This is a genomic window from Sphingomonas telluris, from assembly GCF_022568775.1.
GTDB lineage: Bacteria > Pseudomonadota > Alphaproteobacteria > Sphingomonadales > Sphingomonadaceae > Sphingomicrobium > Sphingomicrobium telluris.
Genome location: NZ_JAKZHW010000001.1, coordinates 1,369,722 through 1,395,237, shown reverse-complemented (window position 1 = coordinate 1,395,237; position 25,516 = coordinate 1,369,722). Strand labels below are relative to the sequence as shown.

Here is a 25,516-nt window from a genome sequence, read left to right as displayed (position 1 = left end):
ATAAGGCATTTGAAATTTTTCTGCTGGCATTTGGTAACAGATTGGTATTATGAGACTCGCGTAACCGGCGGGGGGCACGGGGTGACGGGCTTAGCGGAGCGGATTGGAAAGCTGGACGGGCGCGGGCCGCTGTACCGCCGGCTCCAAGACGCGCTGCGCCGGGCGATCGACACATCGGTCATTGGACCGCAGGACGCGCTTCCGCCGGAAAGAGACCTCGCAACCGATTTCGCGGTGTCGCGGATTACCGTGCGCAAGGCTCTCGACGGATTGGTCGCGGAGGGCCTCCTCCTTCGCAAGCAGGGCGCCGGTACGTTCGTGAGCGGACGGGTCGAAAAGCAGTTCGCCAAGCTCACGTCCTTCTCGGAGGACATGATCGCTCGCGGGCGCACGCCTCACAGCGAATGGCTCACGCGCACGGAAGGTTCAGTCACGCCGGAAGAGTCGCTCGCGCTTGGCTTGAGCCCTGGCGCCGCCGTCTATCGTTTCAATCGCATCCGATTCGCCGACGACCTGCCGATGGCTCTCGAATATACGAAGATCCCTGGGTTCGGGCTTCCGAACGTCCACGTCGTGGAGGACTCGCTCTACGCGGCGCTGCAGTCGGAGGGCAACCGGCCGACTCGCGCGCTACAGCGGCTTCGTGCCGTACTGCTCGACGAGGAGCGCGCGGAGCTGCTGGGGGTCGAGCCCGGCGCTCCCGCTCTCTACATTGAGCGCCGCGGATTTCTCGATGACGGCCGCGTGATCGAGGCGACCGAAAGCTGGTATCGCGGCGACGCATACGACTTCGTTGCAGAGTTGAACGCGCGCGCATGAGCATTCGTCACGTGCAAGAAACGCGGATGTTCGCCGAGGCTGCCGAAGCTCCCGCCGTCGTAGCGCGGCAATTCCTCGAGAACGGCGATCTCGTTCGATCTCTGGGTGAACGCCTGCGGGCGGAGCCTCCACGAGGCGTGATCACCTACGCACGAGGGAGTTCGGACCATGCGGCGACCTTCGCGAAATATGTGGTCGAGACTCGCGCCGGAGTCCTTACCACCTCGGCGGCACCGTCCGTGTCGTCGGTTTACGGGGATACGCTGGACGTTCGGGACATGCTGGCGCTCGCGATTTCGCAGTCGGGACGCAGCCCGGACATCCTTGCGGCCCTGGATCGCGCGAAGGCCGGACATGCCTTCACGGTCGCAATGGTCAACGCGGAAGGCTCTCCGTTATCCGAGCAATGCGATCTGACGATCCCGCTCCGTGCCGGCGTCGAGGAAAGCGTCGCCGCCACCAAGTCCTACATCGCGAGCCTTGCGGCCATTCTGCACCTCGTAGCGGCATGGAATGGCGACCAGGATCTGCTCGGCGCGTTGAACGGCGCACCCACCCTCCTTGAGGAAGCATGGAGTTCCGACTGGGAGCCGCTGGTCGAGTGCCTTGCTCATGCCGACGGCCTTTATGTAATCGGCCGCGGGCCGGGTCTCGGCGTCGCTCAGGAGGCCGCTCTCAAGCTCAAGGAAACTTGCAGAGTCCACGCCGAAGCGTTCAGCGCGGCAGAGGTCCGGCACGGTCCGATGGCGCTCGTCGGGCGCGATTTTCCTGTGCTCGTCCTCCGTCAGCCCGATGAGACTGGCGAACTGGTGGACCGACTCGTGCGCGATATGGTCGGGCATGGGGCGCCTGTTTTCGTCGCGGGCGGAGCCGTCGCCGGAGCGCACAGCCTCCCCGTCCCAACCAGCCATGAGTTGATCGCGCCACTGCTCCAGATCCAGGCCTTCTATCGTGCCGCAAACGCGCTCTCGCTTCGGCGAGGGCTCGATCCGGACCAGCCGATGCATCTCAAGAAGGTCACGGAGACTCTGTGACGAAAGTGGCGCTGATCAACGGTCGAGTCCTGATCGACGGAAGGATCTCCGAAGGGAAGGCCGTGCTGGTCGAAGGCAATCGCATCCGTGCCGTGACGGACGAACAGGAAGCCGGAAGCTTCGAGACTCACGATTTGCGTGGTGGGCTCCTCGTTCCCGGGTTTATCGATACGCAGGTAAACGGCGGCGGGGGCGTGCTCTTCAACGACGCTCCGACCGTAGACACGATCCGCACCATTGGCGCCGCGCACCGTGCGTTCGGAACGACCGGCTTCTTGCCGACGCTAATCAGCGACGACCTCCACGTGATCCGATCGGGGATCGAGGCCGTCGAAACAGCGATCGCTCAAGGCGTCCCGGGCGTGCTCGGCATTCACATCGAGGGCCCGTTCCTCAACGAGCACCGCAAAGGCATTCACGACGCCGACAAGATCCGTAACCTCGACGAGGAGGGCTTCCAGGTCCTGACATCCATGAAGGCCGGCCGGACTGTCGTTACGGTCGCTCCCGAATGCACCACGCCGGAAATGATCGCGCGCCTCGTCGGCGCCGGGGTCATCGTGTCGGCCGGCCATAGCAACGGCAGCTACAACGACGTTCGCGCCGCAATGGACGCCGGCCTCTCAGGCGTGACGCATCTGTTCAATGCAATGTCCCCGCTTGGCGCGCGTGAGCCCGGCGTCGTCGGCGCTGCGCTGGAAAGCGATGCGACCTGGTGCGGGATCATTGTCGACGGCCACCACGTCAGCCCGGCGACGTTAAAGATCGCATTGCGGTGCAAGGCGCACGACAGGTTCATGCTCGTCACCGACGCCATGCCGAGCGTCGGTTCGGCGTCGAAGGAATTCATTCTCCAGGGAAAGCCCATCTTCGCGAAGGACGGAGCCTGCCTTGATGAACACGGCAGGCTTGCTGGATCGGACCTCGACATGGCTTGGGCCGTCCGCAATGCCGTCGAGCTTCTCGATCTCCCCCTCGAAACTGCGCTGGCAATAGCAAGCGCCTCGCCGGCCGCGTTCCTCGGGCTGGATGGAGAGCAAGGCGTAATTGCCCCGGGCAGGCGGGCCGACTTCGCTTTGTTAGACGGAGAACTGACGGTGCGCGAAACTTGGATCGGAGGAGTTTGGGCGGGCGTTCCTGAAGCGTAACTTTACTCCGCTTCGCCCGCGTGTGGTGCAGCCCCGTTCGAGCGAGGCCCCTCTCCGACGAAAGCTGGCAGCAGGCCCAGATATTAGCGAAGTTCAACGACCGAAGCTAACCACAAACGGTAGCATGGCTAGGCATGCGCACCGACTTCAGGATACCATTGGCTCCGACTCACAGCTGAGGAGTGAGATCGATGGGGCTGAAGCGTCTACTCGTTGCCGCAGCGATAACGGCGGGACTGAGCGCTCAACCGGCGAGTGCCGAAGTCGTCGTCGTTTCGGGCAACAACTATGGGGCGGCCCTCGGAGCCCTTCCCGGGTTCGACTATTCACTCGGCACTCTCGACGGAGTGACTCTCGCGATCAGCGGGACCGAGAACCGCAGCGGGTTCGTGATCGGTGGTTGGCCGCAGGACGATCCAGCAACAGCGGATATTGGATGGTCGATCGACGGAACATCAAATTTTTCTCTCTTCCTGTTTCCGGTATCCCAGGGATCGGTAGAACTCGCCACGTTTGCGGTGCCCATCTCAGGCTCGGGCGAGGCGACGGTGAGGGATGATGACCGGAGTTTCGAGATGTCGGCGAACGGCGCGGCAACCTTTTCCGTCGATCCTTCGATCATACCGCAGTTGGGCACTTCGGGCATCTACGATTGGGACCTGGCTCTAAGGTTCTTCGGGCCGGGTTTCTACGACGGATCGGACATTACGTTCAGCTCAGATCCTCCGCTTCAACCGATCTCACTCGGCCCCGTCTGCTACGGTGGAGCGTTCCAGGGAGAAGAGCTCTGCAACTTCTTCAACTACACTTTGAGCTATTCTTACACGCCGAACGCGTCCGCGGTTCCGGAGCCCTCGACGTGGATGATGATGCTCGTGGGATTTGTAGCCGCGGGTGTTCGCGTCCGGCGAAACAAGGTGCATTCCCGGCTTCCATCACCCTTCGGAACATGAATTGACGAGGCTTGCCGGCGCAAACTGAAGAACCTCTCTCCGATCGAGCGCGCGCAATCCGATTGTTTATCGGCTTCTTAGGTGGGCTCTCGACTTACAGTGTTCGACTGGTTCAACTTGAACGCGAACGGTTGTCGAATCGCGTTTTGTTGGGCCAATCGGCATGTTCGCCTGCTTGGAACCTTGAAGAGTCAGCAGGTCAGCTGAGGCTGCTCGTGCTGACATCCCAGGGGCCGCAAGTTCATCCTTGTCACGCCCACCATTTCTTCCCTGAGATCCAAGCCATATCCGCAATTGACCCGACTGGTCTGGTCGCCGGTGCGAGCCGAGGCCTATCCTCCTGAAAATTCAGGCGGGCGGGGTGGTCCGTGTCCAAGAAGTCTCGCTGGTCCTTGCGCGGAGCAGCCGCCAAAAGAGGGCCGAATGAAGATTCTTCACGTCCTTCCCAGCCTCGCCAGGGGCGGCGGCGAGCGGCTCGCGATCGAGCTTGCGAACCGGCAGGTTGCGGCGGGCGACAAGGTGACGATGGTCCTCGGCCATCCGCTGCCGAAGGACCGCGCGCACGACGGCCTCGATCGACGGGTGAAGGTCCATCTCGTCTCGGACAAGCCGATGGGGCGCTTGGGCAAGTATCCGGAGATGGTCCGCTGGATTTCGGCCAACCGCTCGCTCATCGCCGACCATGACGTGCTGCACTGCCACCTGACTTACGGCGCGCTGTTCGCTGCGGGCGCGCGGGCGTTGGCGGGCAGGAACGGTCCGGCAGTGGTCGAAACCTACCACGCCGTGGGCATGCCCATTCCGCGCATCCAACGCTGGTTCCATGCGCAGCTCGCGGGGCAGTGGGACGGCCTCGGGATGATGGTCGAGGATCCCTACTGGCGCGAGTTTTTCAAGCGGAATGCGCATATCGCGTCGAAGGTGATTCCCATCGGGCTGGGCGAGACCGACACGAGCAACGTCACGCGCAAGCAGCAGGCGGATTATCGCGCGTCGCTGGGTATTCCGGCAGACGCCAAGGTTGTGACGACGGTCAGCCGACTCATCGAGGAGCGACGACCGCGCCGTTACGTGCCCGCGTTCGCGACGATCGCGGAGGAGCTTGGGCCCAACGTGTATTTCGTCATGGGCGGCGATGGACCCGAGCGTGCGGCGATCGAGCGTGATGCCGCAGCGGCAGGGATCGCGGACCGTTTGCATCTTCCCGGACTGATCGAACGGATCGAACTGCCGCTGTCGATCAGCGACCTCTACGTCACCGCGAACGTCGGGGCCGTGTCGGGCGTCGCCGGCCTTCAAGCGGTTGCTGCCAAGGTTCCCGTCATCGCAATCCAGTTGCGCGGCGATCATAGCGGAGAGAGCGACTGGATCTGGTCGAGCCGCAACCCGGCGGAGGTTGGAGACAAAGCGGTCGAGCTGCTGCGATCCGACCAGACACGCAACGAGCTTGCCAAGCGGCAGTACAGGCATTTGCAGGCGGAGCATTCCGCAGCGGCCATGGCGCGAAGCTATGGCGCATTGTACCGCGAGGCGATCCGGCGGCGGAGCGGGGGCTGAATGCAGTTCATCGACCTCAAGGCGCAATATTCGGCGCTTCGTGAACGCATCGATCGCCGCATCGAGGCCGTGCTCGAGCATGGCGCCTTCATCATGGGGCCGGAGGTGGCGGAGCTCGAGGGCGAGCTGGCCAGCTATTGCGGTGTAGGCCACGCCGTCACCTGCGCGAATGGTACGGACGCGCTGGTGCTTGCATTGCGAGCGCTCGGGATTGGGCCGGGCGACGCGGTGTTCACGACGCCTTTCACCTTCTTCGCGACGGTCGAGGCGATCATGCTGGCCGGTGCGCTGCCTGTCTTCGCGGACATCGATCCACGCACGTTCAATCTCGATCCGGTCGCGCTGCAGGAAGCAGTTGAGCGCACGCGCGACGCCGGTCGAGTTAGGCCCCGCGCAGTCATGACCGTCGACCTGTTCGGCCTCCCCGCAGACTATGCGACTATCGAACAGGTCTGTGCGCGGCACGGGCTGGAGCTAATCGAGGATGCCGCGCAGGCTTTCGGTGCGTCGGTTCGTGGGATGAAGGCTGGCGCATTCGGGCGCGTCGCTACGACCAGTTTCTTCCCCGCCAAGCCGCTCGGTTGCTACGGCGACGGCGGGGCGCTTTTCACGGAGGACGATGAGCTCGCGGACGTGCTTCGGTCGCTGCGCATGCACGGGAAGGGGGAAGACAAGTACGACAATGTCCGAGTGGGGACGAACAGCCGGTTGGACACCATCCAGGCTGCGATCCTCCTCGAAAAGCTGGACGCGTTCCCGGGGGAACTCGAACGGCGTCAGCAGGTCGCCGAGCGTTACCGGCAGGCCTTGCCGAACTGGCTGACGGCACCGCACGTGCCCGACGGACATGTCAGCAGCTGGGCGCAACATTCGGTGCTTGCCGCATCGGGCGACGATCGGGAGCGATGGATCGCCGGGCTGAAGTCCGCCGGGGTTCCCACCGCCATTTATTACGCGCGCTCGCTGCACCTGCAGACGGCGCTTGCGCATCTGAATCACTCGGCAGGCGACTTTCCGGTGGCCGAGGATGTCAGCAACAGGATCTTCAGCCTGCCGATGAGCGCGTACCTGACCGAGGCGGATCAGGACCGGGTGATCGATGCCCTGCGAGCCCTCGGCTAGCGCTTCAGGCGAGCGGCGATGCGTCTGACGCCGGCCAGCAGCGACACCCGCTCCTGGTACCAGTCGAACAGCATCTCGCCTTCGCGGAAATTGAGCGTGTGGGGTCCGTGCCGGTCGCCAAAGCGGACGGTGCCGATCTTGCGCTCCGTATAGCTGTCCGGAGTGAGCTCATCGATTTCGAAGGCGATCAGGCCGTCGCCGTAGCCGCCTGAGAAATCCTGCCCGAACCGGATGAGCCGCCCATCCAGATTGAGGATCGCTCCGCCCATTCGCGAACCCTCAGGCGAGATGCGGATCGGGCTTGCAGGATGCAGCTTGAACTCGCTGTCGATCGCGCTGGCGGACCAAAGGTGAAGGACGTTCGCGCCCGCACTCGCGCCCGCACTCCGAGGGTTCCCGAAGAGGTAGATCCGGCCTCCGTGCTGCAGCAGGGTGGGGTCGGTGACGCGTTCGTCATTCTCGATCCGAAGAGTGGGCAGGGGCTGGGCATCGGCGTCGGCGAGATAAGCGCGAGGCGTGGACCAGCTTGCACATTCCGGAACGATGATTTCCTTGCCGTCGATGCGGGTCGTCGCGGGGTACGACAGGTGACCAGCCTCCCGGATCAGGGGTCGCTCGCCGGTAGCTTCCACGCTGACGATTTCACCGCGCCGGGTCCGCTTGTTGAGGGCTTCGACGAGGATGCTCCCGAGAGCATCCGAATAAAAGGGATCGGCGTAGATGCGGTAATCTTTCGCAATCGGCAAGGTTTGCCATTCGCTCGCGGGAGGAATCTCGCCCGCGATCACTTGGGACGGCTCGCGTACGGATGCCGTGGAGACGTTCCACGCCTTCTCGACGAAGCCGCCGTAGAGGAGGCGGCGAACGAACCTTCCCGCCATTGCAAGCGTGAACGCCATGGTGCGCCCGTTCGACGGAAGGCGGCAATTTCGGCCATTTCGCTCCTTGGCGAGGGTGCGGCGCGCGAGCGCGTTCCGGATCGCGGTGTTGATGATTAGCGGTGAGTGCCGATACGCCTCGATCAGGGTCGCTCGGTAGGACCAGGGAAAGACCTTGGTCTCGCAGGTGGCGACGACCTCACCCGCATCGAGGCGATCGCCGATCACCTGCACGACTTGTCCCATGACAGGAGCGCCCTCGCTGATTTCCCAGAAGCCGGCGGGACGCCCGCGATATCGATCGGGGTCGCCGTGGTGATAGGACAGGATAGGGATGGGAAGCTCGCCCGTGCTCGGCACGCGAAGCAGACCCATTCCAAACTTGAGGATCACATCCGCGGCGCGAAGCCTCGCCACGATGTCGGGAGGCAGGCGCTGCCACGCCCCGTCATATTCGGACGCGAACTCGGTCGTGCTGGCGATACTTTTCTCGCCTGATGCGACGGGAACGAAGCGCGTCAGCCGGTTGCGGACGCTGAGGAGGTTCAGCGCGTAATAGGCGCCGTGCTTCAACCAGCGCTTCGGCAGGCGGGTATTAGTGCAGGAGAAAACGGCAATTTCGTCGACGCCATCGATGGCGTTCAGGGTGTCCAAAGCGAAGCGTTGAACGGCTCCGTTGTCGACGATGACGGCAATGTTCAAAGGCGTGTGCCTAGGCGTCGATGCGGCGGGCGGGGCATCCGGCATAGGTGCCGGCCTCGATTAGGTCGGTCACCACAGCACTGCCCGCGCCGACGACGATATCGGCGCCGATGGACATTCCGGGGCGGACTGCGGTGCCAACCCCGATCAGGCTTCGCTCACCAACCGATACGTTTCCGCAGAGGCGGACGCCCGGCGCGATGTGCGCGGCCTTCCCGATCTGGCAGTCATGATCGACGCTCGCGGCCGTATTGACGATCGCCGCTTCGCCGATCTTGGAGTCGGCAATCAGAACCGCACCCGCCGCCACGAATGCTCCTGCCCCGATCGACACCGTCGATCCGACGATCGCCGACGGATGAACGACGGGCTCGACCTCGCAGCCCTCGCTCGCCAGCCAATCGAGAAGTTCGCTTCGCCCGCGGTTGTTGCCAATTCCGAGAGCGACGGGAGAGCCGCTGATGTTGGACGCGATCCAGTCGCGGGTGCCGGAGACGGGGATTCCGAGCACGACGCGCCCCGCCGCGGAAGGGTCATCATCGATGAGAATGATCGGCCGGTCCGGAGTCCGTGCCCGCACCGCCTCGATCACGACCTTGGCGTGACCGCCCGACCCGAAAATGATCAGTTCAGACACGCCGCCCCCTGCGCTTCACTCAAGCGTTCGTACCGCGCCTTGTGAACGGGGTCACGACACCTTCGGCAACGCGTTCGATTTCGTCCTCCGGGTCGATCAGCTCACGGAGCTTCCGCCGGACCGTTCCGGCATGCCCGCTCCCGATCGCCTCGCGAAGCTCGTCGAGATGCGGCTGAAGGTCTTGGAGGCTGACGAACCGCTCCTTCGCCATGTGGATGCGCGGGTGAGTGGTCTCGAGCGTGTCCTCTCCTACGAACAATTCCTCGTAGAGCTTCTCGCCTGGACGGAGCCCGACGTACTGAATCTCGATGTCGCCGGCAGGATTGTTCTCGTCGCGCACGGACATTCCGGACAATTGCACCATGTTCCGCGCCAGCTCGTCGATGCGGACCGGTTCGCCCATGTCGAGCACGAAGACTTCGCCGTCCCGCGCCATCGCGCTTGCCTGGAGCACCAGCTGCGTCGCTTCGGGAATCGACATGAAGTAGCGCGTGATCTCCTGGTGGGTAACGGTCACCGGTCCGCCCTGGGCGATCTGCTTGCGGAAGCGCTGCACGACCGAACCGGAGGAATCGAGGACATTGCCGAAGCGCACAATGCCGAACGCCGTCTCGCAAGCCGGATGGTCGGCATAGGCCTGCACGATCAGCTCGGCGGTCCGCTTGCTGGCGCCCATGACGCTCTTCGGCCGAACAGCTTTGTCGGTGGAGATCATGGTGAAGCGGGTGAGCTTGGCTTCGAACGCAGCCCGAACGAGGATGAGCGTCCCGAGGACGTTGTTCTCCACGCCGACGACTTCGTTCCGCTCCAGCAGTGGGACGTGCTTGTAGGCGGCGGCGTGATAGATGCAGTCGACGTCATGCTCACGGAGCAGACTACGGATGAGGGCCTCGTTCAGCATCGAGCCGACGACCGGAACGATGTCCGGGCGTGTGTCGCGCGGAAGCTTGTCGAGCATTTCGCCTAGCGACTGGTCTATCGCGTAGAGCGTGAACTCCGAATGATCGAGGAGAACCAGCTTGCGCGGACCGCCCTGAAGCACCTGCCGGCAGATTTCGGCACCGATCGATCCGCCGGCGCCAGTCACGAGGATGGTATGATCCTGGATCGCGTCGCGGATGAGTTCTCCGATCGGTTCGACGGGATCGCGGCGCAACAGGTCGCTGACGTCGATCGGGCGGACGTCACTGACGGTGAAGCGACCCGAGACGATCTCTTCGGGCGCGGGGATCGTCTTCGCCTTCAGGTTCAGTCCCGTCACCCGGTTGATCGCGGCTAGGCGCTGGCTCCGGCTCGCGCTCGAAAGAGCGAGGAAGACTTCGCTGATCCGCTCCGCGCGTGAAATCTGCGGAAGCTCGTAGGAGGCGTGAATCGGCAATCCGGCCAGGATCTGGCCGCGGAGCGCAGGATCGTCGTCGACGAAGGCCACGAGCCGATACTGGGGCGTCATCCGCACCGAGTTGGCGAGGCTGATGCCGGCGGCGTTCGCGCCGTAGATGACGATGTTGAAGCGCGCATGCGGAGAGGGCGGGGGCACTCGCGCGGCACCTGAGAGCAGCAGGGCCATGACGTAGCGGCCCATGAACAGCATCAGGAACAGGAAGCCGCAGTAGATGAAGGCGACCGAGCGTGGCACGAAGCTCGGCAGGCCGCTGATGAGGATCCGCTCCTGCATCAGATAGACGAGGATCACCCAGGCGATGGCGGCGATTGCAGCGCCCGAGAAGATGCGGGTGACGGTCCGCAGGTCGAAGTAGCGCAGGACGATGTGGTAGACCTGCAAACGGTAGAGCGCGAAAATCCCAATTGCGAACGACACGCAGGCCGCCAGGATGAGCTTCGCGCTCTGAGGAACATACGGGATTCCAAGGCGAGCAGAAAATGCGCCCCACAGGGAAACGGCCATCGCGGCGCCGTCATAGCCGACGAGGATTGCTCGCTTTCGCACCCGGCTCAATTCGGGAAGGCGCTTTAGGAATTCGCTGACCATGACCCCGTTCAGGTTCCTTCTGGTCAATGGTCCTTAGCAGCTGATTCGGACAAAACATCCGAGATTATTTGAGCAAGCCGTTGAGCTCGCCGCATTATAAGGTCCGGGCGCAGCGTCGGGTGCACTTCGACCATCAAACTCGTTTCGCTGAGCCGCTGCGCGGTTGGGCAATTGGGCGTGGGCATCCCGTTGAAGGCCAGCTCACGATAGATTTCGCTGCAAGAGCCAGAGAAAACTCGAATCCCTTCTGCGGCCGAGCGGCGCAGAATTTCCGTCCGAGCAGACGTGCCAGTTCCCGGCTCAAGCTGAAAATACAACTTGTAGAAGGCGTGACGCATGCCTTCCCGCGGGAGGGGCATGCTGATTCCGCGAGTTTCGGATAGTGCGTCGATCCAGATCTGAGCATTCCGCGCACGCGTTTTGAGCCAAGCGTCGAGCTTGCCAAGCTGGGCAAGCCCGATCGCAGCTTGGGGGCCGGTGAGGCGCCAGTTCGTCCCGACGCTGTCGTGGAGCCAGCGGAATTGACCGGGATTGTCTGGCGGCGCGAGTGCCTTCGCGCGGTTCTTCCCATGGTCCTTGAATGCCCATGCCCGTTCATGGGCATCCGCGTCGCGGAAGCTGACGAAGCCCCCTTCGCCGCCCGTAGTGATGATCTTGTCCTGACAAAAGGAGAATGCAGCTGCGTCCCCGAAGCTGCCCGCGGGGCGTCCGTCCACGGTTGCGCCGGGGCTCTGAGCGCAATCCTCGATAACCTTCACTCCGTGACGGCCCGCGAGTTCCATGATCGCCGGCATGTCGGCAGGCCAGCCGGCGAGATGGACCGGAATGATCGCCTTGGTCCGCGGCGTCAGGACCCGTTCGACCGTCTCGGCGCTGATGTTTCCGCTGGCTGGCTCGACGTCCGCAAACATCGGCTTTGCGCCAACGAGCATCACGCAGAAAGCCGACGCCACGAACGATCGCGGCGTGACAATGACCTCATCCTTCGACTCAATTCCGAGAGCCCGAAGTGCCAGTTCCAGCGCAACCGAGCCGTTTGCGACAGCGACACCGTGGCACCCGCCAAAGCGTTCGGTACAGGCGCGTTCGAATGCTGAGACATCGGGACCGGTCCACTGGTTGACCTTGCCGGAGCGCAGCACCGCGCCCGCTGCCTCAATCTCGTCTTCTTCAAATGCGGGCCAGGCCTCGTCCGGTCGGAGCCGGAGATCCTCCATCGCACCGAGCTCCTTCGGAGCGCTGCTCATGCGGGCAGCTCTCGTGTTTCGGGCCGAACCTCGCGTGTCTTTACGTAATAGGCCCAGTTCGCCGCGAAGAAGGCTAACCAGGCCGGCAGGATCATGACTTTCTGGCGCAGTCCCAGCCCGACGTTATAGAAGACCATGGACAACAGGATCGTCAGCGTCGCCGCGAAGATGATGGCAAACTCCAGAAAGAAAACCGACCGGGTTAGCCTGAGAACCTGCTGCCACCTGCTCAGCAGGAAGAGAGTCATCGCGATGAAAATGCAGTTCTCGACGGACGCGATCAGCCCGAGAGCGCCATTCGCATCGAGGAAGAGTGGCCGGTAGAGCTGACTGAACAGTTTCATTGGCATCGAAGCGCCCGCAATCGAAGTCGTCCCGGCGATCGTATCGTTTACCTGTGCCTTGCGAGCGAAGAAGTCTGCCACGGAATCCGGGTTGCTGACCGTCATGTTGAAGGTTGTGTCCACGGACATGGCAACCAGGGCCGAACCGCCGAGTGCCAGGATGAGCAGGCCGATCCTCGCGCCGATGCTGCTGCGCGAATCGACCGCGGCCGCGAGCGCCAGGGACACCGCCGTAATGAGGGCGACGTGCGGTCTGAAGAGGACCATGACACCAAGTGCAATCGCGAATGGAATCAACCGTGTTCGCAAGGACAGGACTGACCAGACCGCGAGGCTGGTCGCGAACAACAGAGGCGCGTCCTTGCCGATGGCGCTCGTCCAAAAGTGAAGACCCGGAAGGAATAGCAATGCCGTGGTCAGTGCCGTCGGAGGTACAGCCAAAGCGATGTGGATCTCTTCGAAGGAGCGCATGATCAGAACGACGCCCCAGAATCCGACCGCCTGGAAGATCAGGAAGTAATCGAGATAGCTTCCCCCGATCGTCTCCTTCATGCTTTGAACCAGTTGCACGGTGAAGACAGTGCCCAGCTTGAATGGCCACCGCGCGAGATGCCAGCCATCATAGAAGTAGGTCGAGGTGTCTGCCGTATTGTGCAGCACGTAGACGTAGTAAACGACGGTCGAGCAAAGATGGACGATCAGCAGCGCAAGGAACAGCAGCAGCCGGCTTTGGGTCAGGCGAACGGACGCCATCGGCAGCGCTGCGAAGCTCAGGAGGAGGCCTATCAAACCGACCGGGGTCAAGTGAGCCGTCCTTCAATGATCGACGGGAAGGGCGTGGCGGCCAAGGTCGTGCTCGTCAAGCGCGCGCGGACATGATCGGCGCTGAATCAAGCCGTTCCAGCACTTTGGGCGGAGCTCTTCGCTTCCTCCTCGATCACCTGCCTCAGGCGCGGCGGCGTCAACTGGCGGGGCTGTCGGTCCTGATCGTCGTCGGCGCGCTCGCCGAGATGGCGACCGTAGTCGGCGCGCTGCCGTTCCTTTCCTTCCTCGCCGCCGATCACGCGTCCAAGGGTTTCGGGAAAATTTCCAACGCGCTCACCGGAATGGGCCTGCATTCGTCAACAGAGATGATTGTGGCCACCGGCATCCTGCTCATGGTTCTGGCCGTGATCGCCGGAGCGATACGACTCTGGCTGGTCGCGGTCGGCCAGCGATGGGCGTTCGGTGCCGGCCATGATCTGGGCGTCGACATACAGCGCCGGATCCTGCTGCAGCCGTACGATTTCCACATCGCTCGAAATAGCAGCGACGTGCTTGCCATTCTCGAGAAGGTCCACATGCTCTCGACGAGCGTGCTTCTGCAGCTCGTCTACGGCTCCAGCGCGGCGGTCGTCACGGTGCTGATCGTCGCGACGCTGGTCGCGATCGATCCCGTTGCAGCCCTGTTCTCGCTGGGCATCTTCGGCCTGCTCTACGCGCTCGTGTCGCGTGTTGCGGCGCGCCGTCTCCATCGCAACTCCGCGATCTCGGCGCGAAGCTACGACCAGCGTCTGCGGGTCGTGCTAGAAAGCCTCGGAGGGATTCGGGACGTCATCATCGATGGCAGTCAGCAACTCCACCTCGAATCTTTCCGCGCCATAGATCGCGAGTTCACGAAGGCCAGCGCGAGCACGCAGTTCATCGGAGCCGCGCCGCGCCATGTGATCGAGGCGGTGGGCACAGTCGTGATCATCGCGCTCGCGCTGCTGCTCTGGTCCCGCGAGGGGAGTCTTGCGCTTGCCCTGCCGATCCTTGGAGCCATGTCGATCGGCGCCTTCCGGCTGCTGCCATACCTTCAGCAACTGTATTTCAGCTGGGCAGTGCTCGCCGGCAATCGCTCTATCGCATTCGAGGTGGCCGACTTCATGACGCTTCCCGAGGGGCGAGAGGGCACGACGGACGCTCCGGCGCCGATGCCGTTTCGCAACTCCATTCGCCTCGAGAACGTGAGCTTCGCCTACGCCCGAGCCCCTCGGCCTGCGCTGGTCGACATCGCATTCGATGTTCCGCGCGGTTCAGTTGTGTTTGTCGCGGGCAGGACCGGCAGTGGAAAGAGCACGCTCGGCGACGTGCTCATGGGCCTGCTCGAACCGAGCTCCGGCCGCGTACTCATCGACGGTGAGCCCCTCCGGCCCGCACAATGGCGGTCATGGCGGCGAAACATCGCTCATGTGCCTCAGTCGATTTTCCTCGCCGATACGAGCATCGCCCGGAACATCGCTTTTGGTGTCGCGGAAGGGGCCATCGATCTTGAGCGGGTCGAGGCAGCCGTGCGAGGCGCCTGCCTGCAGGACGTGATCTTCGACTTGCCGCAGGGTCTCGATACGGTCGTCGGGGAACGCGGCGCGCGTTTGTCCGGAGGACAGCGGCAAAGGCTGGGGATTGCCAGGGCCATCTACCGCGACGCGCCGGTGCTGTTTCTTGACGAGGCCACGAGCGCGCTCGATAGCGCGACCGAGGATGCGGTGCTCCGGTCGATTACCCATGCTTCCGAAGGCAGGACGATCTTCATCATCAGCCATCGCGCCAGTGTCATGGACTATTGTGACTCGATTGTCCGTTTGGACGGCGGAAGGCTGATCGAGACGGCCACGACGCGCGCGCCGAGCCCAGGAAAAGCCGCCTTTCCCTAGCGTTCCAGTTCGGACCACAGGCGAAACGGTGGGCACCGCCGCCGCGTCTGCTTCGTTTATGCTGATGCAAATCAGTTTCGGAGCGCCGCCTTGGCGGAAGAAAGGATCGTTGCAGTCGGATTGCTTACCCAGCGCGAGGTGGAGCTGCTGGGGCACGGCTTTTCGCGACTGTGGCCTGTCGACGAGACTCCCTGCTTCCAGGAATTGCTGAAGGCCATCGACGACGCCGATCGCGAGTTCGAGCGGACTCATGCGGAAGAGATGGATCATGGCCCTGCGCTTGAGGGCGGCCCTGCGCCTGGAGGCGGGCGGTACTAGTAGACGCGCCGCTGGGCGGCGATCAGCATCCGCAGAAGCATCGCGACCGGGCGCGGAACGCCCACTTTGCCTTCGAGCCAGAGGCTGACCGCCGAGCGGCTGACGCCTATCGCGTTGGCGAGGTCGTTCTGCGTCCGATATCCCAGCGTCCGCATAGCCGTACGCAGCTCGTCCGGCGCCATGGACGCAAGCATCTCCTTGTCGGGCGCATGGCTCCTCATAAATGCAACTGTAGCCGCAGCTTACCGCAGACGAAAAGGGGATGACGCTAGATCGCGTCGGCGCCGCGGTCTCCGGTGCGGATGCGGACCGCCTGTTCGATGTCGGACACGAAGATCTTGCCGTCGCCGATGCGGCCGGTGCGGGCGGACTCCGCGATCGCTTCCACCACATTGTCGACCAGGCTGTCCTCGACGACGACCTCGATCTTCACCTTGGGCAGGAAGTCGATGACATATTCGGCGCCGCGGTAGAGCTCCGTATGGCCCTTCTGGCGGCCGAAACCCTTCACCTCGGTGACGGTTATGCCGGAGACGCCGGCGTCGTGAAGCGCGTCCTTCACGTCGTCGAGCTTGAACGGCTTTATGACTGCCTCGACCTTTTTCACTTCGGCCCCATCGTTGCTGTGCGCGGGATCGACCATGCCCAATCAGGGCCGCATTTGGAAGGCAGGGGGCGCCTGAAATGAAAGCAATCATCCTTTCCGCCGGGCAGGGATCGCGGCTCGGACATCTAGTCGACGGCCGACCGAAGTGCCTGATCGAGTTCAACGGGCGCACCTTGCTCGACCGACAGCTCGACACGCTCGAGGCGAACGGCGTGCACGAGGCCGTCGTCGTCACCGGCTTCCACGACGAGCTGGTCAATGCAGCGATTGCGGCTCGGAGCGGAGGACCGAAGGTCCGGACGATCTACAATCCGTTCTACAAGGTCGCGGACAACACCGGCTCGCTCTACATGGCCCGCGAGGAGCTGAGCGGCGATTGCCTCGTGTGGAACGGCGATACCTTGGTATCACGAGACCTCATGGCCAAGGTCGTGGGCAACACGCGGTCCGGGATCTGCGTCACGATCGACCGCAAGGACAGCTACGATGACGATGACATGAAGGTCGTCGCGGCCGATGACGGCAGTCTCCGAGCAATCGGCAAGCGGATCAGCGAAGGCGTCAACGCGGAATCCATCGGCCTTCTGGCATTCCGCGCGGGCGGCGCGGAGCAATTCCGCAACGCCATCGAGAAGGCGATGCGGACCACCGAGGGCACCACCATCTGGTACCTGCGCGTGATCCATCACCTGGCTCAGAGCGGTGAAGTGTGGACGCTCGACATCAACGGTTCCGAATGGGGCGAAGTCGACTTCCCGCCCGACGTGGAGGCCGCGCAGCAGCTGACGGCGCGGTGGGACGCGGCGAAAGTGACGGCCGCGGCTTAGCTAGTGCTTAGGTTGGAGCAGACGTAGAGCTATTCCGACCCAACTTCCGATTTGAACTTCGCCATTTCCTCCTCGTGCCGCCGCACGGCCTCCGCGTGCTCCGCCTTCGCCCGTTCGAATTCGGCAAGGGCTCGGTTCGCCGCCGCCTGCTGCTCCTCCCTCTGACGGACGAAGTCGTCGTTGGCGCGCACGAATTCGTCCATCCTGCGCTGCTGCTCGGCGACCTGCGCGGAATCCGTGATCATAACCGGCGTGCCGATCTCAGTGGCTCCGTAGAGGAGCTTGGCGAAACCCGTCGGCAGGCGGATGCAGCCATGCGAGGCCGCGTATCCCGGCAGGTTGCCTGCATGCAATGCGACGCCCTTCGACGTGAGGCGCTGCATGTAGGGCATCGGTGCATTGTCGTACGTGCTGGACCGATGCACGAGTTGCTTTTCCAGGATGGGGAACACCCCTGTTGGTGTCTCGCGATCCTTGCTGCCCGTCGAGATCGTCGACGCGCCAATGAGAACGCCGTCGCGGTAGACCATGGCGCGCTGCGACGCGAGATTGATGACCACGAACAGAGGACCGGTCGAAGCAGCCCTGGATTCCCAGGCGTATTCGCCGGGTTGGAGCGTAGCTGCCCTCAACACGACGGGCAGATTTTTGTCATTTGCTGGGCGCGCGGCAGCCGAAGCCGCAGCGCATGTCAAAACCAGTAATGCAATTAGCCGTTTCACCACTACCCTCGGTCAGACGTTGCTTCCGAACAGGCCCCCGGCTGCGTGGTGCTTTAGCGTAGCAGGGACGCCCGCACCATAGGGGAAGTCACGGACGGTCTACCCGACGCCTACGCAGTGGGCGGAAGAAACCTGCTGACGACGTCTCTCGCAAGCCGCGCCGGTCGCTGCGTGACCGCGTCGAGGCAGCACCAGCAGCTCTTCACTTCGCTGAGCACCTCCTGTCCGCGGCGGACGACGGTGGTGAAGTAGGCGCGGGCGCCTTCGACCTTGTCCGCGATCACCTCCGCGACCACGGTGTCCTGCAGGAACGTCGGCTTGCGGTAGGAAATCTCATGCTTGAGCGCGACCCAGAGGTGGCGCGCCACTGCGTCTGGCGGAGCGACGCTCTGCCAATAGTCGACCACCGCGTCCTGGACCCACTTCAGGTATACGCTGTTGTTCACGTGCCCCATGTGGTCGATGTCGGCAGGCTCGATCGCGACAGGGTGGCGGAACATGGCGGGGCAGCTCGACTCCATTGGGTTCACGCTCCCACTAGCTGACAGAAGTGTCAATAAGGTTGCGCCAGCACGCGACTTTGCGGGGATACGCTACTGTGCTACATAGGTAATACGGTAACCCAGTCTCGGACGGAGACTTGCCATGGCCATCGGCCTCTATTTGCTGCTGAACCTGGCGGTCCTCGTCATCGTGGCGCGCGCTTCTTCGGCGAGAGGCTGGCGCTTGGTTGGGATGCTGTTCCTGCTCGGCATTGTTGCCGGCTCGGCCAACAATTTGCTCGAAGCCGTCGCGTTCGGAGTGATGACTGTGCCGGACGTCGCGACGGCAGCGATCCCCGCATTGATCATCTTCGCGATTCTGGCGCCGCTGGCAGTGACTTTGGCCGGCCGCTGGAAGCGATCGAACGAGGCGCTCGCGGAGGAGGTGAGAGTCACCTTGCCGATCGTGCTCGCGGTGATCGGCGCCTATGAGATCCTGTACTGGAGCGCCGGGACACTCGTCTTCCCTTACATCGCCGACTTCTACGCCACGCGGCGGATCCCTCCGGCAGGGCTGGTTGCATCGCTGCAGATCGTGCGTTCGCTGATTTTCGTCGGCGCCGCCTGGCCGTTGCTGAAGTCAGGACTGAAGTCCGCGCCCCTGGTGCTTGCGCTCGTTTACGGAATCATCGCGGGCGTCGCGCCGCTTTTGCCCGACAATCCCTACATGCCGCCGGATATCCGCTTCTACCACGCGATCGAAACGAGCGTGTCGAACGCCCTGTTCGGTCTGATCGTCGGCTGGCTGTTCACCCGCCGGCCGAGGCTGGCTCAGGCGTAGGGAGGCTTGTCGAGGCCCTTAGGGCTCTTCGTAAAAATCTCGCAGCCGTCCTCGGTGATGCCGATCGAATGCTCGAACTGCGCCGAGAGCGAGCGGTCGCGCGTCACTGCGGTCCAGCCGTCGTCGAGCAGCTTCACGTCGGGGCGGCCGATGTTGATCATCGGCTCGACGGTGAAGAACATGCCGGGCTTGAGCTCGGGGCCAGTTCCCGGGCGCCCGGCGTGGACGACTTCCGGGCTGTCGTGGAACAGGCGGCCGACGCCATGCCCGCAGAAGTCGCGCACGACGGTGTAGCGCTGGCCCTCGGCATGGCGCTGGATCGCAGAGGCGATGTCGCCGAGGCGGTTGCCGGGCTTGGCCTGCTCCAGGCCGATCATCAGGCATTCGTAGGTGACGTCCACGAGGCGGCGCGCCTTCAGTGGAACGTCGCCGACCAGGTACATGCGGCTCGTGTCACCGTGCCAGCCATCGACGATCGGCGTCACGTCGATGTTGACGATGTCGCCGTCCTTCAGCTTCCGGTCCTCCGGAATGCCGTGGCACACGACGTGGTTGATCGAGGTGCAGCAGCTCTTCGTATAGCCGCGATAGCCGAGCGTCGCGGGAACCGCCCCTTCGCGCAGCATGTGCTCGCGGACGATGTCGTCGAGCTCTTCGGTCGTCACGCCGGGGACGACGTGCGGGACGAGCGCATCGAGGATCTCCGCAGCGAGCCGGCCCGCGCGGCGCATGCCCTCGAAGCCTTCGGGGCCGTGCAGCTTGATAACGCCGTTCCGTGCCTCGACGCGGTCGTCGGCATCGACTGTGATGTACTGGGTCATGGGCCCTACATAGTCCGAGCGGGCCCGGATTGCACCCGGGGCCTGGACCAAAAGTCGCTTTGAACCGAGGCGGGTCCTGTGCGTATGGGGCTGGAATGAACGACGAGCGGGTCTGGACTGCGGCGCTGCTGGTGATCGGCGACGAAATTCTGTCGGGCAGGACTCAGGACAGGAATGTCGCGCAGGTCGCGTCATGGCTGAACCGCCAGGGCATCCGCCTGGCCGAAGTGCGGATCGTCCCGGACGACGAGCAGCGGATCGCGGATGCCGTGAACGCAATGCGCACGCAGAACGACTATCTCATCACCACCGGCGGAATCGGCCCGACGCACGACGACATCACCGTGGATTCGATCGCGCTGGCGTTTGGCGTCCCGGTCATCGTGCATCCCGAGGCCAGGCGCATCCTCGAGGAGTATTACGCGACGCGGGGCGGACTGAACGATGCGCGCCTGCGTATGGCGCGGACGCCCGAGGGCGCCGAGCTCATTCAGAACGAGGAGTCCGGCGCTCCGGGCGTGAAGATCGGCAATGTCTACATCCTCGCGGGTGTGCCGAGCATCGCTGCGCAGATGCTGGAGGCGCTGGACGGCAAGCTGGAAGGCGGCCGGCCCGTCGTTTCGGTGACCGTGGGAGCCTATGCCGCCGAAAGCGAGGTCGCGGACATCCTGCGCGAGACCGAGGCCTCGCATCCCGGCGTTGTGATCGGCAGCTATCCCTTCTTCCGCGACGGGCGTCATGGCGCCAATTTCGTGCTTCGCTCGGTCGATGGCCCGCTTGCGGAGGGCACGGCGGACGAACTGAGCCGGCGCCTCGTCGAGGCCGGCCTGGACCCGGTTCGCGGCGGCATTTAGCCGGTCTGTTCGCGCTCGCCCCTCTGAGTTAAGCTCGCCGCATACGGGGGATGTGCGGACCATGCCGAACGACGATCATCGTCCGACGATCTTCCTTAGCTACGCGCATGCCGACAAGCCTCGCGCCCAGCGCGTCGCTGCTGCCTTGCAGCGCGATTTCACCGTCTGGTGGGACGAGCTGATCGAAGGCGGCTCCCGGTTCGCCCGGTCGATCGACGAAGCACTGGATGCGGCCGATGCCGTGGTCGTGCTTTGGTCCACGAATTCCGTCGAGTCCGACTGGGTCAGGGACGAAGCCACGCACGCACGCGACCGGCACCGGCTGGTGCCGCTGTCGCTCGACGGGACCAAGCCGCCGCTCGGCTTCCGGCAATATCAAATCATCGACCTGACGCATTGGCGCGGACGGCCGGACGCTCCGCAAATGGAGGCGGTGCGCCGGGCGATCGAGGCGGCGCTGGGGCAGGAGCCTGTTGAGCGGAAGCCATCGTCCGCGCCCGTGACACGGCGTAACGCGATCGTAGGCGCGGGCGCCGCGGCTGCAGCCGCCGTTGCGGGCGCCATCGCCTGGAAGACCGGGCTGCTCGGGTCGTCGCCGGCCTCCGCCCGAAGCATCGCCGTCCTTCCGTTCAAGAACGTCACGGGCGATCCGAGCCAGGCCTTCCTGTCCGATGGCCTTACCGAGGAGGTCCGCTCGGCGCTTGCACGAAACGCGGGCCTCATGGTGCTCGCGGCGACCACTTCGAACACAGTGAAGGACGATGCCGGCGATGCGAAGTCGATCGCCGACAAGCTGGGCGTGGCGTACCTGCTGGACGGCTCGGTGCAGCGGGACGGCGATCGCGTTCGGGTGGGCACGAACCTCACCAACGGCAAGACCGGATTTTCCGAATGGTCGCAGCGTGTCGACCGGCAATTGGGGGACATTTTCGCCTTTCAGTCCGAGATCGCGCGGAGCGTTTCGAATGCCCTGTCGGTGCAGATGGCCACGGATTCCCCGGGGCTGGGCGGGACAAGGGACGCAAGGGCGCTCGAAGCCTATTTGCGTGGGAAAGCCCTCTACAATCTCGCCAAGGATGCGGACACGGACCGCCAAGCGCGGGCGGAATATGAAGTCGCCATCGCGGCCGATCCGAAGTTCGCATTGGCGCATGCGGCCTTGTCTCGCGTGCTGGCGTCGATTGCCTCACAAAGCGCGGCCGCGAGCGAGCTAAAGCCGCTCTATACGGCCGCCGAGCGCGAGGCCGAGCAGGCGATCAGCCTGGCGCCTACGCTGCCGCAGGGACATTTGGCGCTTGGCTATTCGAAGTTTGCCGGCTTCATGGATGTTCGTGGAGCCCGGCCATCCTACGACAGGGCATATCAGCTTGGCCGGGGTGACGCCGACATTGTCCTGCTATGCGCCATCTACATGGTCCGCGGGCGGCGGTTCGACGAGGCGAGGGACGCGATCGACCGAGCTTTGGCGCTCGATCCGCTCAATCCTCGTACGCACCGTGCGGCCGGTGCGATTTCATACGCATCACGCAAATATCCTGAGGCCGTCGGTCAGTATCGCCGCGCGCTGCAGTTGAATCCCAGAATCTCAGTCGCCCACGCTTCCATGGGCGATGCCTTGATGGAAATGGGTAGGTTGAACGAGGCTCGGGCAGCCTATGAAGCGGAGCCTGCGAGCATGTTCCGGCTTCGCGGGCTCGCGATCCTCGAGCATCGCGCGGGGAATGAAGCCGCGGCTGAGAAGGCCTTTTCGCAGCTCGTGAACGAGGTAGGCGACGCGGCGACCTACCAGCAGGCCGAGGTCATGGCACAATGGGGGAAGCCGGTGGAGGCCCTGATGCTCCTCGGTCGCGCGAAGGTCATCGGGGATTCTGGCCTCAGCCTGATCGCCACAGACCCGCTGCTGGACCCGATCGCCAAGGACCCGCGCTTCCAGCGCTTCGTGAGCGACCTAGGCTTCGCCTGACGAGGACTATCGGAAAAGCGTGAATCGTGAGACACCACGCGCCGCTTCGTGAGGAGAGCGGTCATGATGATGCTCGAAGACATTCAACAGCGCGGCCCAAGAGACGAAGAAGAAGATCGCGGCAGCGGGGACGACCGTGGCAGCGGTGACGATCGGGGCAGCGGCGACGATCGCGGAAGCGGGGATGACCGCTAACGCAATTCGTTGACGGTTGGAGCGGCCGCCATTGCGCGGGCGATCCAGTCGCGGAAATGCTCGTTGTCGATCCGGAGATAAACGCCGGCGCTATCCGCGCGATAGCAGCCGATGCCCCAGTTCACGACGCCGACTAGCACTTGCGGATCGTCGAGCACGAGCGGTCCGCCGCTGTCGCCGGTGCAGGTATCGGCGTCGTCGCCGGGCGTGCGGCCGGTTGCGCACATCTGATACTCGCGCGTCTTGCCCTCGTATTGTGGGTAGTCCGCGCAATCGACCGTCCTGAGGTCGACGGCGGTGAGCTCCGCCTGGAAGCCCTTGTCCTTGCCTTCCTCGGCTTGGCCCCAGCCCGAAGCATAGACGTCCACGCCGGCTTCGAGCGGCGGACCCTCGTAGAGGGGGATGGGCGCGATCGGCCCCGCGCTGCCGACATGCGTATCCTTGTCGGCGACGTAGTGGATCAGGGCGATGTCGTAGAGATGCTCGGCCTTGTTCCAGTCGGCATGGCGCACCATCCGGTCGATACGAAAGGTCACGCCCTCGTCATTGTCGAGATAGTCGGCGCCGAGCCGTACCCGATAGCCCTTGTCGACCTTCGCCTGGTCGATGCAGTGCGCGGCAGTCAGGACCCAGCCGTTGGCGATCAGCGAGCCGCCGCAGCGGTGCGCGAGGTCCCATGGGTCGCGCTCGGCAAGCTCCTCGGGCGTCCAGCCCGTAAAGTTGCTGTAGATCTCGGCTTGCCAGGGAGACGCGCCGGTTTCCCCTTCTTGCTCTTGTTCGGGCTCGGCCGCCTGAATCGCGGCCGCGAGCAGCAGGATATGGAGCATCGGTGGCGTCCTCCCCGACGGCGCTTATGCCATGGGGCGAGGTTTCGGCCAATGTTGGTGACGGTCGCCCCGCCTTCGGCGTGCGCTCCAAAGCTTCGACATGCCCCCGGCATGTCGAGCCTTGGAGCGGGTAACGGGAATCGAACCCGTGCGTTCAGCTTGGGAAGCTGACAGGCTACCATTACATCATACCCGCTCGGCAGCGCCTCCGAATTAGGTCTTGCCTCCCGGACCGTCAACGCGCTCTAAAAACACTGTGGGGGACAGCGAGCAGGATCCGGTCAAGATCGAGGCAGGGGCGCTGCACGACCGCCGCCTGCGTTATTTCGACTTCGTGATGGCGGCATTCGTCACCATCCTCCTGCTTTCGAATGTGCTGGGGGCGGGGAAGGTTGCAGTCATCCGCTTGCCCGTCATCGGCGATTGGCCATTCGGCGCGGGCATTCTTTTCTTCCCCATCTCCTACGTCATCGGCGACGTCCTGACTGAGGTCTACGGCTACGCCCGCGCGCGCCGGTGCATCTGGGCGGGGACGGCGGCGCTACTGTTCATGGCGTTCATGGCGATGGTCGTCGTTGCCTTGCCGCCGGCCAAGGATTGGACGGGACAAGCGGCCTATGAGCAGGTGTTCGGCCAGGTGCCGCGCATCGTCTTCGCTTCGATCCTGGCGTTCTGGGCGGGTGAGTTCGCCAACAGCCTGGTCCTCGCCAAGATGAAGGTCTGGACCGAAGGCAAATATCTCTGGATGCGGACCATCGGCAGCACGCTAGTCGGGCAGGGCGTCGACAGCCTCATCTTCTACCCGCTAGCCTTCTGGGGCGCGACCGGATGGACCAACGACCTGGTGATCAAGGTCCTGCTGACCCAATGGGTGCTGAAGGTCAGCTGGGAAGTCATCCTGACGCCGGTCACTTACGCCGTGGTCGGCTTCCTCAAGCGCCGCGAAGGAGTCGACGTGTTCGACGAACGCACGGATTTCACGCCTTTCGCCGCGAAAATTTAACATATGTTGCTTGGCTGCGAGCGATGGGATCATGGCGGAGCTCCAGGCTGGCGAATGAAGGGGCTTCGAAACATGGCCATGCGCTCGAATGCGGCGGTGCTCGGAAAATGAGCAGGTTACCGCTCGGGAAGGCAATATTGTGGAATTTGGCAGTCATTGCCTTCCTGCCCCTGTTCTTCCTTGCTGCGCTGGTGCCTTCCAGGAAGCGCAAGAGCTTGGTGTGGGGCAGCATGCCGCTCATCTCGAACAAGTATTGGTCGAAAGCGATGCAACAGGCCGGGTACGCGAGCGTCACGGTCATGCAAAATCATTTCCCGATTAACGAACGGTCAGACTTCGATCTTTATTTCGAGGATTTTGCTCCCGCGTTCCTACCCGCCAAGGCTCGGTTTGGATTGGGAGGCTGCATCGCGCTCTGCTGGGTACTTCGAAACGCCCGAGTGGTGCACATTTCGTTTCTTGGGTTTGCGCTCGATGCCACGTTGTGCTGGCGGCTCGAATCCTGGCTGTTCCGCCGTGCGGGAGTCAGGGTCGTGGTCATGCCTTTCGGAGGGGACTTCTACATCTACTCGCGCATTGTCGACACTTCGCTGCGCTACGGACTCCTCGCATCTTATCCGGACCTCGCTCTTCGGGAGGGCCGAACGACGAAGCGGGTGGATCACTGGAGCAGGCGTGCCGATGCAGTTGTCGCCGGCATGATGATCGACGGGCTCGGGCGCTGGGACGTTACCTTGAACCAGTTCTTCGTTGTCGACACGGATGCTTGGACTGCCAAGCCGCGCTATTCCGCTCACGACGGCAGGACGGGCCCGGTGCGGGTGCTTCACACGCCTAATCACCGTGGCTTCAAGGGCACTGAAACCCGCTCGATCTTGAAGGGGACGTTCCGCTCCGCCTCCAGCGCGAGCAATGCTCCCCGTGAATCGCGCCGCACGTCGAGTGAATGA

26 protein-coding genes and 1 tRNA gene are annotated in these 25,516 nt (G+C 63.6%); 15 read left to right on the top strand and 12 right to left on the bottom strand.

Annotated features, from left to right (window positions below):
- Nucleotides 1-81 precede the first annotated feature (81 nt).
- The 6 genes from LZ016_RS07145 to LZ016_RS07120 all read left to right on the top strand — a co-directional run bounded on the left by LZ016_RS07145 (nt 82) and on the right by LZ016_RS07120 (nt 6,633).
- On the top strand, nt 82-819 hold the full coding sequence (locus tag LZ016_RS07145; protein WP_241446710.1) for a GntR family transcriptional regulator: 738 nt from the start codon (nt 82-84) through the stop codon (nt 817-819).
- Nucleotides 816-1,853 (top strand): SIS domain-containing protein, encoded by a 1,038-nt coding sequence (locus LZ016_RS07140; RefSeq protein ID WP_241446709.1) that lies wholly within the window; start codon nt 816-818, stop codon nt 1,851-1,853. Before LZ016_RS07145 ends, LZ016_RS07140 begins: the two co-directional genes overlap by 4 nt.
- On the top strand, nt 1,850-3,001 hold the full coding sequence (nagA, locus tag LZ016_RS07135; RefSeq protein ID WP_241446708.1) for an N-acetylglucosamine-6-phosphate deacetylase: 1,152 nt from the start codon (nt 1,850-1,852) through the stop codon (nt 2,999-3,001). Before LZ016_RS07140 ends, nagA begins: the two co-directional genes overlap by 4 nt.
- A gap of 191 nt (nt 3,002-3,192) precedes the next feature.
- Entirely contained in the window at nt 3,193-3,954 is a 762-nt protein-coding gene (locus LZ016_RS07130) for a PEPxxWA-CTERM sorting domain-containing protein (RefSeq protein WP_241446707.1), read from the top strand.
- Nucleotides 3,955-4,377: 423 nt separating this feature from the next.
- A complete protein-coding gene (locus LZ016_RS07125; protein ID WP_241446705.1) occupies nt 4,378-5,511 on the top strand; it encodes a glycosyltransferase in 1,134 nt (377 codons plus the stop codon).
- Nucleotides 5,512-6,633, top strand: a complete 1,122-nt coding sequence (locus tag LZ016_RS07120; RefSeq protein WP_241446704.1) for a DegT/DnrJ/EryC1/StrS family aminotransferase — start codon at nt 5,512-5,514, stop codon at nt 6,631-6,633.
- Here LZ016_RS07120 and LZ016_RS07115 read toward each other — a convergent pair.
- The 5 genes from LZ016_RS07115 to LZ016_RS07095 all read right to left on the bottom strand — a co-directional run bounded on the left by LZ016_RS07115 (nt 6,630) and on the right by LZ016_RS07095 (nt 13,235).
- Nucleotides 6,630-8,213, bottom strand: coding sequence for a glucosamine inositolphosphorylceramide transferase family protein (locus tag LZ016_RS07115; protein ID WP_241446703.1), 1,584 nt, complete (start codon nt 8,211-8,213; stop codon nt 6,630-6,632). The genes LZ016_RS07120 and LZ016_RS07115 overlap by 4 nt on opposite strands.
- Nucleotides 8,214-8,223: 10 nt before the next feature.
- Nucleotides 8,224-8,850 carry a NeuD/PglB/VioB family sugar acetyltransferase gene (locus tag LZ016_RS07110; RefSeq protein WP_241446702.1) on the bottom strand — a complete coding sequence of 209 codons (627 nt, stop codon included), beginning with the start codon at nt 8,848-8,850 and terminating at the stop codon, nt 8,224-8,226.
- A 19-nt stretch (nt 8,851-8,869) separates the two neighbouring features.
- Nucleotides 8,870-10,798 carry a polysaccharide biosynthesis protein gene (locus LZ016_RS07105; RefSeq protein ID WP_241446701.1) on the bottom strand — a complete coding sequence of 643 codons (1,929 nt, stop codon included), beginning with the start codon at nt 10,796-10,798 and terminating at the stop codon, nt 8,870-8,872.
- Between the two features lie 65 nt (nt 10,799-10,863).
- Nucleotides 10,864-12,087, bottom strand: coding sequence for a DegT/DnrJ/EryC1/StrS family aminotransferase (locus LZ016_RS07100; protein ID WP_241446700.1), 1,224 nt, complete (start codon nt 12,085-12,087; stop codon nt 10,864-10,866).
- Nucleotides 12,084-13,235, bottom strand: coding sequence for a hypothetical protein (locus LZ016_RS07095; RefSeq protein WP_241446699.1), 1,152 nt, complete (start codon nt 13,233-13,235; stop codon nt 12,084-12,086). The genes LZ016_RS07100 and LZ016_RS07095 overlap by 4 nt, the downstream gene beginning before the upstream one ends.
- Nucleotides 13,236-13,306: 71 nt before the next feature.
- On the opposite strand from LZ016_RS07095, the gene LZ016_RS07090 reads away from it, so the two are divergent.
- Nucleotides 13,307-15,106 (top strand): ABC transporter ATP-binding protein, encoded by a 1,800-nt coding sequence (locus LZ016_RS07090; protein ID WP_241446698.1) that lies wholly within the window; start codon nt 13,307-13,309, stop codon nt 15,104-15,106.
- Nucleotides 15,107-15,196: 90 nt separating this feature from the next.
- Nucleotides 15,197-15,424, top strand: coding sequence for a hypothetical protein (locus tag LZ016_RS07085; RefSeq protein WP_241446697.1), 228 nt, complete (start codon nt 15,197-15,199; stop codon nt 15,422-15,424).
- Here the strand turns inward: LZ016_RS07085 and LZ016_RS07080 are convergent.
- On the bottom strand, nt 15,421-15,606 hold the full coding sequence (locus tag LZ016_RS07080) for a helix-turn-helix transcriptional regulator (protein WP_241446696.1): 186 nt from the start codon (nt 15,604-15,606) through the stop codon (nt 15,421-15,423). The two genes, LZ016_RS07085 and LZ016_RS07080, sit on opposite strands and share 4 nt — an antisense overlap.
- Nucleotides 15,607-15,692: 86 nt before the next feature.
- The gene (locus tag LZ016_RS07075; protein WP_241447476.1) at nt 15,693-16,031 is read right to left on the bottom strand and encodes a P-II family nitrogen regulator; all 339 of its coding nucleotides are present in this window, start codon (nt 16,029-16,031) and stop codon (nt 15,693-15,695) included.
- Nucleotides 16,032-16,108: 77 nt separating this feature from the next.
- Here LZ016_RS07075 and LZ016_RS07070 point away from each other — a divergent pair, with 77 nt between their 5' ends.
- Complete coding sequence (locus LZ016_RS07070) at nt 16,109-16,858, top strand: phosphocholine cytidylyltransferase family protein (protein WP_241446695.1); 750 nt, start codon at nt 16,109-16,111, stop codon at nt 16,856-16,858.
- 29 nt (nt 16,859-16,887) lie between these two features.
- Here LZ016_RS07070 and LZ016_RS07065 read toward each other — a convergent pair whose 3' ends face one another.
- Both LZ016_RS07065 and LZ016_RS07060 read right to left on the bottom strand, forming a co-directional pair.
- Nucleotides 16,888-17,580 (bottom strand): L,D-transpeptidase family protein, encoded by a 693-nt coding sequence (locus LZ016_RS07065; RefSeq protein WP_241446694.1) that lies wholly within the window; start codon nt 17,578-17,580, stop codon nt 16,888-16,890.
- 110 nt (nt 17,581-17,690) lie between these two features.
- Nucleotides 17,691-18,101: an acyl-CoA thioesterase gene (locus LZ016_RS07060; protein WP_241446693.1), complete on the bottom strand. Its 411-nt coding sequence runs from the start codon at nt 18,099-18,101 to the stop codon at nt 17,691-17,693.
- 124 nt (nt 18,102-18,225) lie between these two features.
- On the opposite strand from LZ016_RS07060, the gene LZ016_RS07055 reads away from it, so the two are divergent.
- Complete coding sequence (locus tag LZ016_RS07055; RefSeq protein ID WP_241446692.1) at nt 18,226-18,903, top strand: hypothetical protein; 678 nt, start codon at nt 18,226-18,228, stop codon at nt 18,901-18,903.
- On the opposite strand, the gene map is transcribed toward LZ016_RS07055, so the two are convergent.
- Nucleotides 18,894-19,724, bottom strand: coding sequence for a type I methionyl aminopeptidase (gene map, locus LZ016_RS07050; RefSeq protein WP_241446691.1), 831 nt, complete (start codon nt 19,722-19,724; stop codon nt 18,894-18,896). The two genes, LZ016_RS07055 and map, sit on opposite strands and share 10 nt — an antisense overlap.
- 95 nt (nt 19,725-19,819) lie before the next feature.
- Between map and LZ016_RS07045 the strand changes: the two genes are divergently transcribed.
- From LZ016_RS07045 to LZ016_RS15520, 3 genes are all read left to right on the top strand, one after another.
- Entirely contained in the window at nt 19,820-20,578 is a 759-nt protein-coding gene (locus tag LZ016_RS07045; RefSeq protein WP_241446690.1) for a competence/damage-inducible protein A, read from the top strand.
- A 61-nt stretch (nt 20,579-20,639) separates the two neighbouring features.
- Nucleotides 20,640-22,541 (top strand): TIR domain-containing protein, encoded by a 1,902-nt coding sequence (locus tag LZ016_RS07040; RefSeq protein ID WP_241446689.1) that lies wholly within the window; start codon nt 20,640-20,642, stop codon nt 22,539-22,541.
- Nucleotides 22,542-22,604: 63 nt separating this feature from the next.
- On the top strand, nt 22,605-22,736 hold the full coding sequence (locus LZ016_RS15520; protein ID WP_277622520.1) for a hypothetical protein: 132 nt from the start codon (nt 22,605-22,607) through the stop codon (nt 22,734-22,736).
- Here LZ016_RS15520 and LZ016_RS07035 read toward each other — a convergent pair.
- Together LZ016_RS07035 and LZ016_RS07030 are read right to left on the bottom strand one after the other, a co-directional pair.
- The gene (locus LZ016_RS07035; protein ID WP_241446688.1) at nt 22,733-23,563 is read right to left on the bottom strand and encodes a serine protease; all 831 of its coding nucleotides are present in this window, start codon (nt 23,561-23,563) and stop codon (nt 22,733-22,735) included. The genes LZ016_RS15520 and LZ016_RS07035 overlap by 4 nt on opposite strands.
- A gap of 122 nt (nt 23,564-23,685) precedes the next feature.
- A tRNA-Gly gene (locus LZ016_RS07030) sits at nt 23,686-23,759 on the bottom strand.
- A gap of 60 nt (nt 23,760-23,819) precedes the next feature.
- On the opposite strand from LZ016_RS07030, the gene LZ016_RS07025 reads away from it, so the two are divergent.
- Together LZ016_RS07025 and LZ016_RS07020 are read left to right on the top strand one after the other, a co-directional pair.
- The gene (locus tag LZ016_RS07025) at nt 23,820-24,566 is read left to right on the top strand and encodes a queuosine precursor transporter (protein WP_436286348.1); all 747 of its coding nucleotides are present in this window, start codon (nt 23,820-23,822) and stop codon (nt 24,564-24,566) included.
- Between the two features lie 107 nt (nt 24,567-24,673).
- On the top strand, nt 24,674-25,516 hold the full coding sequence (locus LZ016_RS07020) for a hypothetical protein (protein ID WP_241446687.1): 843 nt from the start codon (nt 24,674-24,676) through the stop codon (nt 25,514-25,516).